Origin of the sequence: Rhodococcus jostii RHA1, assembly GCF_000014565.1 — a bacterium.
Classification (GTDB): Bacteria; Actinomycetota; Actinomycetes; order Mycobacteriales; family Mycobacteriaceae; genus Rhodococcus_F; species Rhodococcus_F jostii_A.
In genome coordinates, this window is record NC_008270.1 from 351,981 (window position 1) to 364,847 (window position 12,867).

Here is a 12,867-nt window from a genome sequence, read left to right on the forward strand (position 1 = left end):
CCAGAATGTATTTGACCATACAACCTCGACGCCAGACGCATCGTTGCAACACGGTTAAGTGACGACATAAACCAGTGCGACTACCAACCTGAGGAGATTGCACCGATTGATGGAGAGTGATACCCAACTATGTCGAGAAAGTTCAGAGCAGTCAACCGTTTGCGGCGCGAGTGACTAAATAGCGCCCCAATAACTCCGAACTCAACTCCTGCCGCTCATCGTCTTGACAGACGAGTACGACGACAGCCAGAGTTCATCCATTCGCATGATGCAAGTCACACCGGACGGTGCAACAAGGACAACGCCACCTATCGAACTATGAAGTCGCTGCGTGAATACCACCCTTGCCCATTGGGCACTAGGCCGCGATACCGACTTACATTTCCCTTCTGCCAAGGCAACCGTGGTAGTGGGTAACCGCCGTGCCACAGCATCTCGACGGCGGTTGTCTGATATGCACCGAGCGCACACCTAATGCGAAATGCACCTGCCGATCCCAGTCGATACACCGCAAAGAAGGAGATTTATCAGTGCCGAAAGTTGATTACGTTGGGTCAGGTTCGTATCACATCGATGACGAGTTACGGCACAGCCGGCGCGAAAGGACGCAGAAGTGAGCGCACCTGCGAAGCGATCGGCCGCGATGCTGGTCGGTCCCGGCGAGCTGGTGATCGAGGAACACCCGATCCCGGAGGTTCGAGAGCGCGACGTACTTGTCAAGGTGGACCGCGGGGCGATCTGCGGTAGTGACCTGCACGCCGTGTACGACGGTCTGGGCTTTTTGGTCAATCAGTCCAAGCCGGAGGCCGGCGGTCCAGGCCATGAGGGTGTCGGGACCGTCGTCGAGACGCGGTCCGAGCGGTTCCAGGTAGGGGACCGCGTGCTCATCCTCAATGTGGGCTCCTTCGCCGAGTACACCGTCGTTTCCGAGGACTGGTTACTGACCCTGCCCGAGGATCAGTCGTTCGCCCGAATGATCATGGCCCAGCAGCTGGGCGTGTGCCTGTACGGGATGGACCGGTTCTGGCCGCGGGACAGGGAGGCCGGCAAGGTGGCTACGCTGATCGGTGCCGGCTCGATCGGTCTGAACTTCTTGCAGTTGCTCAAGCTTTGGGGCTTCGAGACCGTCATCGTCTCCGACCTGGAGCAGGCACGCCTGGATGTCGCGCGTGAACTCGGAGCGACCGAGGTGGTTCTCGCGCCGGCGGAGTCAGTCGTCGAGATGACCCGAAAGTTGACCGGAGGGCTGGGCGCGGATCTCGTGGTGGAGGCGGCAGGGTACGACGAGACCCGGGCCCAGTCGGTCGAGGCGGTGAGGGAGGACGGCCGAATCGGGTTCTTCGGTTACCCGGAGTCCTATGAGCCGTCCCCGTTTCCCTTTGGAGACGCGTTCTGGAAGGGGCCGATCTCGATTGAGATCGTCAAGGGCGCACAGCGAATCAAGGGGCTGCCGCACTTCCACGAAGCGATCAAGTTGATCAGCGACGGGACGATCCCTGTCGACCATCTGCTCGATGCAGAGTATCCGCTCGACGACATCACGACCGCCTTCGAAGCGGCCCGGGCCAGGAAGCACATCAAGGTCCAGCTCGTCGTCTGATGGAACGGGGAGAGGCACGGCCAGGGCAGGGACGCGAACCGAGCGTCGGCCCTGGGTCGTGCTTCGTCTCACCTGCCCAGGGACCGTTGTGGCACCGATATTGGAGGTAGCCACAAGCGGTGAGGACAAAGCCGGGTGACCCGCCGGATCTCGTTGGGAATGAGGAAAGTTGGATACGGCGATGCGGGGTCAGGCGGTGGGTGTGAGTGGTCAGAGCTGGCCGACCGCGCGCGCCTTGACCTTGGCGGACTTGCGGGCAATGAAGTCGCCGGCGCTGGCATCGGGGTAGAAGTCACCGCTTCGGAGCATGTTCCAGGCCGCGACGAGCGTTGCGTGTTCCATGGAGACCAGCGTCTTCATCGGGCCCCGGCGGGACGCGATCCGGTGGTAATGGCCGAGATTTAGAGCGTGTCTCATGTGGATGAAGTGGCGTGTGGGACATAATGTGACGCGTGTTAGATGGGTTGTCACTGCGGTTGGTGCCGGATGCGTTGTGGGAGATCGTCGAACCGTTGATTCCGCGATTCGCCGCACGGCCGCAGGGAGGTGGCAGTGCGCCGGTGGATGATCGGGCGGTGTTCACCGCGATCGTGTACGTGCTGACCAGTGGATGTGCGTGGCGGCATCTGCCGCCCTCGTTCGGGGTCACAGTTCCTACCGCGCACCGAAGATTTACCGTCTGGGCGGCGGCAGGGGTGTTCGAGAGACTGCACCGTGAGGTGCTCGACCGGCTCGGTAGCGCCGGTGAACTCGACTGGACGGCAGCGATCCTGGACGCCGCGAGCGTGCGGGCGAAAAAAGGGGATCGCTGACCGGGCCGAGTCCGGTCGATCACGGCAAGAAGGGGTCGAAGATCCACGTCCTGTCCGAGGCCAACGGCATCCCGCTGGTCGTCGATGTGTCCGCGGCGAACACCCACGACAGCACCTTGCTGCAACCGATGGTCAGCGCGATCCCGGCGGTGAAGTCCCGACGTGGGCCGCGCCGTCGCAAACCCGGAAAGCTTCGCGCCGATAAGGGCTACGACTACGACAAGCACCGCCGGTGGCTGCGCGAAGAGGGCATTGTCCCGCGCATCGCTCGTCGCGGAATCGAGAGGAACGACCGGCTGGGCCGGTACCGGTGGAAGATCGAACGCACCATCGCCTGGCTCACCGGCTACCGACGCCTGACCATCCGCTATGAACGCCGCGCCGAGCACTTTGCCGGATTCCTCCATCTCGCGGCCGCGCTCACTTGCTTCAAGAAACTCCCCACATGAGACAACCTCTTAGGTGCCCGTCGAGCGGGCACGGACAGAGCGGCGGTCCCAAGGGCGCTCCCGCGTTAGGGTTACCAGGCCGGGACTTCAACGACTTCACCCGTCCCGTGAACTCGTCCGAGCCGGGTGCGGTACCCCCCACGAGGCGCGACGGGGAAACACGCCCACCTCACCCCCGGTTTCAGCGAGGAACGAGCTATAACAGGGCCCCAATTATTGCTTGATCCACTGAACGCTGTGACCTAGCCTACATTTGGAAATCACTGGTAGTCAGACGATTCTGCACAGTGTGAATCAATCTCAGGCGCTTCCGCAAAATATGCTGCAGAGGGTTTCTGGCGTGTTGGGAAACGTCGACACTGACACAAAGGAGAATACAGTGCGCGTGTTTGTCGGAATGTCGGGGGTGATTGTGCGATGACGAGCGTTCTAACGGGTAGGCGATCGTCGTCGGTGATTGTCGTGCTTCTCATCGCGGCCATCGTCGAGTTCCTCGAACTTAACATGATCTACGTAGCCCTTCCCGCAATGTACAAAGAGTACGGCGATCCCGCCATCGTTGGATGGCTGGTCACGAGCTTCGCTCTCGTCGCCGCGGTCGCGGCCGGCATCGGTGGTCGGTTGGGGGACGTGATCGGCGCCCGACGGGTGCTGGTCGGCGCGCTGGCGGTCGCCGTGCTCGGGTCGCTGATCAGTGCGCTCGCAGTGAGCTTCCCAATGCTCCTGACCGGGCGTGCCTTGCAAGGGTTCTCGGGGGCGATCTTGCCCGTCGCTTATGGCGAGCTTCGGCGGGTCATCACTCCTGCACGGCTGAAGACCGCCATCGGATTACTGTCCGGAGGTGCCTTCCTCGGCGCCGCACTCGGATTCCTTTCAGCAGGTCTCGCGATCCAGTACTTCGGCTGGCGATCAATCTTCTGTTTGAGCGCGGTCCTTGGCGTCGCCAGCGCCATGCTCTGCCTGACCCTTCCGCGACCCACCGCTTCGACTTTGCGGGTCCGCGACATCGATTTCGTCGGCGGCACCCTCTTCGCCCCGGCTGTTGCGGCAATTCTGCTTGGCGTCACCCAGCTGCGCTCGTGGGGAATCGGCGATCTGCGGATCGTCGGCCTGCTCGTCGCCGGGATCGCGCTCCTCGGCGTCTGGGTCAGCTACGAGCTTCGGCACGCGAACCCCTTCTTTGATATCCGGCTGTTCCGACGTCCCCGGTTCCTCGCCTCCTGCGTCGGGATTGCGCTCTTCTCGGCAGGGGTATTGTCCCTCGCCGTTCTCGTGTCCCCGATCATGCAGCAGTCCCCCGCGACGGGCATCGGATTCGGACTCAGCGCCTCGGTTTACGGCGTCATATCGATGGCGCTTGCCTTCGTAGGATTCGCCTTCTCGCCGGTCGGCGGGTTGCTCTCGCAGCGCATCGGTGCGGCGCGGGCGGCGATCATAGGCGCGACCGTCTCGACCATTGGCATCGTCGGAATGATGATCACACTGCATAGCTCCGTGGCCATGTTCTTGCTTTTCATGGTGCTGGCCGGGAATATCGGTTGTGCCATGACATGGGCAAGTTTTCCCAACCTTGTCGTGGAGGGAGTTCCGTCGTCGCGAACCAGCGAAGCGACGGGAATGCAGCAGGTCGTGAAGCAGGTTGCGCAGGCCGGCGGGCTCCAACTGGTCTCGGTCCTCCTCGCCGGTGGCGCGGTGGCGGGTCCCGGCGGAGCAGCTGTGCTGACCGAGAGCAGTTACCGCGCAGCACTCTGGTACTTGGTCGTTCTCAGCGTCCTCGTAATCCCCGTTGTATACCTGGCGCGACGAACCCCGGCGGAGGACGTCTCCGAAGCCGCCGCGACCACCGTCCCCGTGCGTGCTGGCGTCGCCGTCGAACCGTCCTGACGTCCGGTTAGAGCGCGTTTGAAAACCGTCAGGTTCGGGCGAGCCGCCTCGTCATGTGTCGCGATCGTCGCGATGTGAACCATGGCCTCGTGGTGGTCGGGTCTGGTTTCGTAGTCTCGCACGCAGTGGCGGTGCTTGTTGAGCTACGCGAAACTTCTCTCGACCACCCAAACGCGGGGTCGGACGTGGAAACCGGTGGCGCCGGGGATGCGTTTGATGATCTGCATAGGCAGGGCGAGAGCGTCTTTCGCCCAGACGGGCAGCCGTCCAGGATAAGCGCCGTCGGCCCAGACCAGCCGGATGGTGGAGAACCTGCCGCGCAGTGCGGTCAGGAGTCGGTGCGCGGCGTCGCGGTCCTGGATCGAGGCAGCGGTGACGACGACGGCGAGCAGCAGTCCGTTCACATCCACGGCAACGTGTCGCTTGACGCCGTTCGTTCTCTTGCCGCCATCCCAGCCGCGGCCCGATCGGGGCACGTCGACGCGCTGCGCGACCGCCTGCGGGTGCGTGACGGGCGGGCCCGGTGCCCGACCGCGGCGATCATCGACTCGCAGACGGTACCGGCCGCCGATACCGATGCGCTGCCACGCGCCGCTGTGGGACCAGCGGGTGAAGATCGCGTACACCGTCCCGGCTGGCGGGAACTCCATCGGCAGTTGCCGCCACGCGATACCACCGCGGACGATGAACAAGATGGCGTCCACTATCAAACGGCGGCAATGCTTCGGGTCTGCCGCCTCGGCCTGCCGAGATGCCGGGCGCGGGCAACAGCGGTTCGAGGGTCGCCCACTCTGCGTCGGTGACCGACGACGGGTACACCACGCAACCGTGCCCGCCCGCCGCGTGGGGCGGGCACGACCGGCATGGCGGTATCGGCGATGATGTCATTGTGGGCTCCTGGTGTAGTCGGGGACATGCACTCACCGACCCAACCAGGAGCCCTCATTCTTCGATTCTAAGCGAGGCACACGCCCGCGATCGCGAGTTCTCAAACACCCCTTAGCCATGAAGGCCTCGTTGAGATTTGCATCACAATGAACTGTAGGGGCGCCAGCCGTCCAGATTAGTGCCCTATATTGCGACCCTTCGCGGCCACACCAAGCGATGCGAACTCAGACCAACGAATAAGCAGGTATCGGCTGCTGGTCATCGCGCAGATAGCAGCCTCCGCCAAACTTCGGTCCGACGCGTCAAGTTCGACGGCGCCTGCCCGCACAAAATTTGGTTCAGTCGGTAAGTCGTCGTCCTCGATAGAGGGGCGACCGACACCGACGCGAGGTGGTCGCTCACTGCCGGAGGCGGATCGCGTCTCGCCGAAGCCAAGTAGGTCGCCTTACTGAACGATTCCTGACCGATGAGGTCTGTCCGCCGAGGCTACGACTAATCAACGAATCATTAAGCGCCCAAATAGGACCCCGATTTTCTGCAGTCTCCGGGCTAACGTCTGAAGTCGTCGAGAAGCGAAGGGCCGATCTGAGCCAATCCCTCGGCCTCCTTCAAGGGCAGCACACAGAAGCCATCCTCTCCCGGCGGCCCCGGTGTACGCGATCCCTGCAGACACGGTCATTAACGACTGAAAGGGCGATGTTTCAATGTCTATCAATGAAGCGCCGAGTGAGGATGGCTGCCCCGAGGGTCAAACTGACGGACGAATCCACGGGGTCCGACGGCAGATAGCGATCGTCGCGGTCATCCTGCTGTTGTGCGAACTCAACGCGATGGCTGTCGCAATGCTGGTACCTGGTCTACGCCCTATGGCAGCAGAGTTTCCGGTCGAAGGACTCGCCTGGACAATAACGATAGTCTCTCTGGTCGGCGCGATGGTGATGCCCCTCGGAGGTAAGCTGGTTGACCGCTTCGGCCAACGGCCGGTGGTTCTCACCGCCTGCGCGGTATTTCTGGTAGGAAGCCTGATCTCGGCGCTATCGTCGTCTTTCGCCCTGATGATCGTGGGTCGGGCACTCCAGGGGACGATAGCGGTGATGCCTGTGATCGCGTACCGGGTGTTCCGGGACTCACTACCACCACGCGTCGTCCCGATTGCGTTAGGGGCACTCGGAACTGGGTTCGGCGTCTCCGGACTGCTAGCACCTGTCATCGGGGGTGCGTTCGTCGATGGTCTGGGCTACCGGTCGATCTTCTGGTTCTTCTTCGCCTTCACGGCAGTGCTCGCGCCGCTGAGCGTCATCGTATTGCCCCGCACTCCTCGGCAACGGTCCGCTGAGGTCGGGCGAGTCGACATCCTCGGTGGCCTGCTACTGGCGTTGGGCATCGGAGGGATCCTGCTTGGGCTTGGGCAGGGTGACAAGTGGGGCTGGCTTGCGCCCCTAACCCTGCTGGTCATTCTCGGTGGATTTATCGCACTGGGCATGTTCGTGTTGGTCGAGAGCCGGGTTGAAGAACCCATGATCGACCTCCGGGTACTGCGCAACCCAGCCGTCGCGCTGACCCTTACAGTCGGTCTGGTTGGGTTCATGGCGTGCGGGATGATGGCGATCGCCCTCCCGCAGATGCTGCAGACCCCTTCCTCCACCGGCATGATGTACGCCTTCGGTCTCAGTGCGTTGATGGTCGGCCTGGCCCAGATCCCATTCGGGATCACGTCCATGGTGTTCGGACCGCTCGGCGGGCTGCTTACGAAACGCTTCAACCCGCGGGCGATCATGATCTCCAGCATGGCCAGCTTCGCGATCGGATCGACGCTGCTGGCTCTAGCGCACCACTCACTGGTACTTGTTCTCGTCTGGTTATGCGTTATGGGTGTCGGGTTCGGGCTCTTTTGGGCGGCCCAACCCAATCTGATGGTGGAGGCGGTGCCTCGGAAGTACACGGGAGTCTCGGGTGGGATCCAGGTCTGCTCGGTCTCGATCTCAACTGCTATCGCCAGTGCAATCGTGGGCGCCGTGCTGTCGAGCAATGTCGCGGACGTAGGCCCCGAAGGGCCGTTATACAACGACGCCGCGTTCACCACAATCTTCCTTGTCGGTGCAGGGAGCGCTGTCATCGCCCTGATAATTTCCATGTTTATGCGACACGGACGACAGCCCGCCACCGGGGGCGCCGCAACCGACCTCGAGCTGGACGTCGAGGGTGCTACTTTTGCACGTGTCGGCTCTGCCGACGGGCAGGGCCTCGCCTGATCTTCGGTCTCGCGGGATTTCACTCCGATCGAGCAAGTCCCCAGCGTGCCTTATCCTCGATCCACCGAACGGTTGTGGGTTGGTTAAGGCCCTGGGTGTCAGGGCGAGTTGAGACCAGTGGTTCACAGCAAACCCGCCTGCAGGGCGAGATACGGATCAACCCGCGATGACGTTTCTCCCACGGTTTCGTGACTGATTCTCCCTCCTCCGCGCAACCTGATGGCGCCACGCCTCCGATCCCGAATGACCCAGGGCCTGCGGTTCGGACCAATGCCGTGGTCGCCGTGCTCGCCTTCGCCGGCGTGGTTGCCGCGGTGATGCAGACGCTCGTCGTGCCGCTGATCGGCGAGCTGCCCGAGCTGCTCGATACGACGCGCTCGAACGCGACCTGGGTCGTCACCGCAACCCTGCTGGCTGCCGCCGTCGCCACCCCGATCAGCGGACGCCTCGGCGACCTGTACGGCAAACGTCGCATCATGCTGGGCTGCTCGGCACTGCTCGTCGCGGGCTCGCTGGTCTGTGCCCTGTCGACGTCGGTGGTTCCCATGATCGCCGGCCGCGCCCTCCAGGGCGCGGCCATGGGCCTGATCCCGCTGGGGATCAGCGCGATGCGTGACCTACTGCCTCCCGAGAAGTTCGGTACCTCGATCGCCCTGATGAGTGCGTCCATGGGCATCGGCGGTGCGCTCGGCCTGCCGGTCGCCGCGGCGGTCGCCGAGTACTCGAACTGGCGGACGCTGTTCTGGGGATCCACCGTCCTGGCCGTCGCCATCGCGGCGCTCATCTACTTCCTCATCCCCGCCACCCCCGTGACCGCCCGCGGCACGTTCGACCCGGTGGGGGCGATCGGGTTGGGCATCGGCCTAATTTGCCTGCTGCTCGGTGTCTCGAAGGGTGCCGACTGGGGTTGGACCAGCGGCACCACCCTCGGCCTGCTGGTCGGAGCCGTCGTCGTCCTCCTCGCCTGGGGCTGGTTCGAGCTGCGCACCCGGGATCCGCTGGTCGACCTGCGCGTGACCGCTCGGCCGGTCGTGCTGCTGACGAATCTGTCCTCGGTGGTCATCGGTTTCGCGATGTACGCCCAGTCGCTGATCGTGCCCCAGCTTCTCCAGCTTCTCCAGCTGCCGACCGAGACCGGCTACGGCCTCGGCCAGGACATGCTCGAGATGGGTCTGTGGATGGCGCCGGGCGGTTTCATGATGATGCTGATATCACCGGTCGGGGCACGCATCTCGCATGCTCGCGGTCCCAAGACCACCCTCGCTCTGGGCGCGGCCGTCGTGGCCGTCGGCTATCTGGCCGCGGTCGGTCTCATGGGCTCGACCTGGGGTCTGCTCGTCGCGGTCTGCATCACCAGCGGTGGTGTCGGTTTCGCCTACGGCGCCATGCCCGCCCTCATCATGGGCTCGGTTCCGATCTCCGAGACCGGGTCGGCCACCAGTTTCAACACCCTGATGCGCTCCATTGGCACCTCTGTCTCGGCCGCCGTCGTCGGGGTGGTCCTCGCTCACATGACCACCACCGACTTCGGCGGTGTCCCCCTCCCGAGCGAGTCCGGGTTCCAGGTCGGCCTGCTCATCGGAGCCGCGGTTGCCGCGGTCGCCGCACTCCTCGCCCTCCTCATCCCGACCCGGGCCGCCCGCGAGGCCGAGGAGCGTATCGAGCACGCGATCGACGAGGTCGACGCCGAGGCAGCAGTAGCCGTTCGGCGATAGATGAGGCGGGCTGGGCGGCAACCAACCAGCCGCCGCGGCCGGTGGGGGTGGAGATCGTAGGCCCTGCGCGACAGTGTTTTCCGTCCTGGAAGGACCTCCCACGGCAGGGTGGTCGCGCACTGATGCGGGCGTTGGTGATCGACCTGCAGTCGCTTTGCGCCGTCGGTTGTTACGCCTTTGCGGCCCAGTCGAGCGTCAGCCTTCGCACGTGAACCATGGCCTCGATGTCGTCGGGCCCTTCGCCCACCCCATGTCTCGGTCGGTTAGCGGGATGGCTGGCTCGGCGGTTTTGGGGTGAAGTGTCCGTGTACTTTCCGTGGAGCGGGGTCGAGGCGGTAGAAGGGGGGAGTGTTGCCGAGTGCGGTGCACGGTTGTTGCCACGGCGCGGTGACTGCGGGCGGTGGTGGGGTCCAGTCGTAGAGCGCGAGGATCGTCGTGGTCGCGGCGGCGGCGCACCGATCCGGGGTCGGCGCAGGTCCCACGCCTAGCCCGTCGAGGAGCACCACCGTTCCGCGGGTCTGTCCTTGCGCGCCTACCGCCCATCCGAATCGGTGGTTCCAGGCCAGCACGGCCCACTGTGGCCGGAAGTGTTCGATGTGGCAGGGCAGCACCAGTACGGCGTCGACGCCGTGGTCGCCGTCCCACCACTGGATCGACTGCGCGTCGGCCGCGGCCGCGACCTCCTCGATGTAGTCGGCGACCACGGGCGAGCCCGGGCGGCGAAGATGGCTGATCATCGTCACGTCCTCCTGGTCTGCCCCGGGGCCACGAGTGCCCGGATCGTGAGGACTGGAAACGGCGCTGGGTCGTTCGTTCGGCAGGCGAGCGGTGGTGACTGGCGGCCCGATCCCGGAATCAGCGGCGGCGTCATCGGGTGCGCGGTCATCGTCCTCGGTGTGGGAGGCAGTGCGAGGCATCGAGCGGGTCGAGCACGCCGCGTTGCGTTTGTTTCGTTTGTTGCGTATATTTCGTTTAGGAGGTGTGTGATGTCCGCAGCACATGAGCAGCCGACCGTGGTCGAGCAGGAGCAGGCCCTGCAGGCCCTGCAGTTGCTTCGTGACGTGGATCCGGCGGGGGAGACCCTGGATGTGACCGTGGCCGGCACTTCGGAGTCGGTGCACCTTCCGCGCGCGGCACTCGATCTGATCCTCGAGGTGTTGGCGAATATGGCTGCGGGGCAGGGGGTCACCGTCGTCCCGGCGCACGCGGAGTTGACGACCCAGCAGGCCGCGCAGATGCTCAACGTCTCGCGCCCGCATGTGATCAAGCTTCTCGACGAGGGGAACATCGAGTACCGGATGGTCGGCCGGCATCGCCGGATCCTGGCATCGTCGCTGCTCACGTATCAGCGGACGCAGCTGGGGACCTCGCGGGCGGCCGCGGACGAGCTGGCGGCCCTGACGGAAGACCTCGGGTTGTACTGACGTGACCTTCACCGTGCTCTATGACGCGAATGTGCTGTACCCGAATGTGTTACGCGACGTGCTGATCCGGCTCGCGCAGACCGGCCTGGTGCACGCGCGGTGGACGGATCGCATCCTGGACGAGACGTTCGAGAAGTTGGCGGAGGATCGCCCGGACATCCCGGCGTCGACGTTGACGAAGCTGCGGGAGCTGATGAACTGCCGGCGGTACCGGACTGCCTGGTCACCGGCTACGAGACCCTCATCCCCGCACTCACGCTGCCGGATGCGGACGACCGGCATGTGTTGGCCGCGGCGATCCGCGCCGGCGCCCAGGTCATCGTCACCGCGAATCTGCGGGACTTCCCCGACTCGGATCTGGCAGTTCGGCGTCGAGGCCAAGCATCCGGACGAGTTCGTGATGGATCTGTTCCACCTCGACGGGGTGCGGGTGCATCAGGCGGTCAGTGCGACGGCGGCGGCGTGGCGTCATCCACCGGGGACCCCCGCCGATGTGTGTGACCGTCTCGCGGCGGCGGCGCTGCCTATTTCGTCGGCGCCGATCCGGGCGGCCTGGGTGCGGTCGGTCAGCGTGGGTCCATCGCCAGCAGGGCGGTGACCTGGATGCGGACCAGGTGCATCTCGGGGCGGGCGGCGAGTTCGGAGGCGACGACGTCGATCACTTCGGGGGTCGACAGATCCGACAACGGTGCCATTCGTCCGGCGACGGAGCGGCGTGCGGGCGGTCACTGGTGCGGGTGTCGTGGCCGGCCTCGGTGTCTCGGCGCAGGCGGTAGCCGGCGAGCTTGTGGTGCTGCCAGGGAGAGATCGATCGGTGAGTCGACATACGCACTCCTTGCTGCGTTTGCACCGCAGTCTTACATCGTTGCGTTCGTTGCGTTCGTTGCGGCGAGCAGAAGGGGCCCGCAGTTGATGATCGCCCACTCAGGGCAGGATGAGACCGTGAGCGATCGCACCGCAGCAGACCTCGAGCGTGAACTCGCCATGCTCGCCGACGTACGCGACCGACTGCGGGCTTCGGAGGGCAACGACTTCCGCATCCCAACCACCGCCGTCGACCAGGTCCTCGATGAGTTCAACACTCTCGAACGATCACCGCGGGACCCCACCTGATGCCGTGCAAGGCCCGCGGCACTGGTCACCGGGGTGAAGGGGGCGACCCCCGGCGACGTCACCGGGGGTCTGGCATGCGCTGCCACGCCACCCCCGCGCTTGGAAACCAGCCCACTTTTCCAGGTCAGGGCACCGTCCAGATGCCCATCCCCGGCCAGAATGTGGTGCTGTGCGGGAGGCCCAGGGTGATGGTGGCGACGAGGACACCGGACCCGGTCGCGGCGGCCACTGGCGGCGGTGATTGCGGGGAGTTGGATGCTCGCACCTCGGCATCCCCGGTCGCGCCGGTGGTGAGGTTGCGCCAATGCACGGTCCCGGTGCATCCGGTCTCCATGCGGAAGTACGTGAGACCCGGTGTCGCGGTGTCGGTTCGCGCGATGACGCGGCCCTGGCAGATGCCCATCCACGTCGCATACTGAAACGACAGCGTGTTGCCGGCCACCGGCACGGGCAGAACCGTATCGACCGGTGCCGCGGCGGACATGGTCGGTGCACCGACGATCGCAGCAGTCAGCGTCGCCAGGGTGGCGATTCCGGCCGCGAGAATGCGCGGCAGACGGGGGCGCGATGAATCCTTCATGACCGGTCCTCTCGGGCGATGTAAGGCCATCTTCCGCCGGACGTCCACCACGGTGTACCGAAATCGTGGACTCCAGTGGCGACGTCGGCGTGTGCGCGGCGACCTGGGGTACGAGGGAGGCGGGCGATCGATCGCGGGCGGGATAGCTGC

General features: G+C 64.7%; 12 protein-coding genes and 1 pseudogene. 8 read left to right on the plus strand and 5 right to left on the minus strand.

Features of this window, described 5'->3' with window-relative positions; genetic code table 11:
- Window positions 1–613: 613 nt before the first annotated feature.
- Window positions 614–1,600, plus strand: a complete 987-nt coding sequence (locus RHA1_RS42410; protein WP_011600191.1) for an MDR/zinc-dependent alcohol dehydrogenase-like family protein — start codon at window positions 614–616, stop codon at window positions 1,598–1,600.
- A gap of 210 nt (window positions 1,601–1,810) precedes the next feature.
- On the opposite strand, the gene RHA1_RS53100 is transcribed toward RHA1_RS42410, so the two are convergent.
- Entirely contained in the window at window positions 1,811–1,942 is a 132-nt protein-coding gene (locus RHA1_RS53100) for a hypothetical protein (protein WP_272942799.1), read from the minus strand.
- Window positions 1,943–2,052: 110 nt separating this feature from the next.
- Between RHA1_RS53100 and RHA1_RS48410 the strand changes: the two genes are divergently transcribed.
- Window positions 2,053–2,861, plus strand: a protein-coding gene (locus RHA1_RS48410) for an IS5 family transposase (protein WP_193384961.1) whose coding sequence is annotated in 2 segments (ribosomal slippage) — window positions 2,053–2,401 and window positions 2,401–2,861 — 810 coding nt in all. Because the reading frame shifts where the segments join, the coding sequence is not laid out codon by codon here.
- 453 nt (window positions 2,862–3,314) lie between these two features.
- On the plus strand, window positions 3,315–4,745 hold the full coding sequence (locus RHA1_RS42425; RefSeq protein ID WP_041813635.1) for an MFS transporter: 1,431 nt from the start codon (window positions 3,315–3,317) through the stop codon (window positions 4,743–4,745).
- A 143-nt stretch (window positions 4,746–4,888) separates the two neighbouring features.
- Here the strand turns inward: RHA1_RS42425 and RHA1_RS42430 are convergent, their stop codons facing one another.
- Complete coding sequence (locus tag RHA1_RS42430) at window positions 4,889–5,449, minus strand: IS5 family transposase (protein ID WP_007296963.1); 561 nt, start codon at window positions 5,447–5,449, stop codon at window positions 4,889–4,891.
- 888 nt (window positions 5,450–6,337) lie between these two features.
- Here RHA1_RS42430 and RHA1_RS42435 point away from each other — a divergent pair.
- Together RHA1_RS42435 and RHA1_RS42440 are read left to right on the plus strand one after the other, a co-directional pair.
- Window positions 6,338–7,885, plus strand: a complete 1,548-nt coding sequence (locus RHA1_RS42435; RefSeq protein ID WP_007296964.1) for an MFS transporter — start codon at window positions 6,338–6,340, stop codon at window positions 7,883–7,885.
- Between the two features lie 275 nt (window positions 7,886–8,160).
- The gene (locus tag RHA1_RS42440) at window positions 8,161–9,600 is read left to right on the plus strand and encodes an MFS transporter (protein WP_272942794.1); all 1,440 of its coding nucleotides are present in this window, start codon (window positions 8,161–8,163) and stop codon (window positions 9,598–9,600) included.
- Window positions 9,601–9,863: 263 nt separating this feature from the next.
- Here RHA1_RS42440 and RHA1_RS51065 read toward each other — a convergent pair whose 3' ends face one another.
- The gene (locus RHA1_RS51065; protein ID WP_167541020.1) at window positions 9,864–10,337 is read right to left on the minus strand and encodes a DUF6292 family protein; all 474 of its coding nucleotides are present in this window, start codon (window positions 10,335–10,337) and stop codon (window positions 9,864–9,866) included.
- Window positions 10,338–10,586: 249 nt separating this feature from the next.
- On the opposite strand from RHA1_RS51065, the gene RHA1_RS42450 reads away from it, so the two are divergent.
- Both RHA1_RS42450 and RHA1_RS42455 read left to right on the plus strand, forming a co-directional pair.
- Window positions 10,587–11,024 (plus strand): helix-turn-helix domain-containing protein, encoded by a 438-nt coding sequence (locus RHA1_RS42450; protein ID WP_011600198.1) that lies wholly within the window; start codon window positions 10,587–10,589, stop codon window positions 11,022–11,024.
- 1 nt (window position 11,025) lies between these two features.
- A pseudogene (locus RHA1_RS42455) lies at window positions 11,026–11,622 on the plus strand (VapC50 family PIN domain-containing toxin).
- Here RHA1_RS42455 and RHA1_RS53105 read toward each other — a convergent pair.
- Window positions 11,591–11,719, minus strand: coding sequence for a hypothetical protein (locus RHA1_RS53105; RefSeq protein ID WP_272942795.1), 129 nt, complete (start codon window positions 11,717–11,719; stop codon window positions 11,591–11,593). The pseudogene RHA1_RS42455 and the gene RHA1_RS53105 overlap by 32 nt on opposite strands.
- 247 nt (window positions 11,720–11,966) lie before the next feature.
- On the opposite strand from RHA1_RS53105, the gene RHA1_RS51070 reads away from it, so the two are divergent.
- Window positions 11,967–12,137 (plus strand): hypothetical protein, encoded by a 171-nt coding sequence (locus RHA1_RS51070; protein ID WP_167541021.1) that lies wholly within the window; start codon window positions 11,967–11,969, stop codon window positions 12,135–12,137.
- Window positions 12,138–12,261: 124 nt separating this feature from the next.
- Here the strand turns inward: RHA1_RS51070 and RHA1_RS42465 are convergent, their stop codons facing one another.
- Window positions 12,262–12,717: a hypothetical protein gene (locus tag RHA1_RS42465; protein ID WP_011600201.1), complete on the minus strand. Its 456-nt coding sequence runs from the start codon at window positions 12,715–12,717 to the stop codon at window positions 12,262–12,264.
- Between the last annotated feature and the right edge of the window lie 150 nt (window positions 12,718–12,867).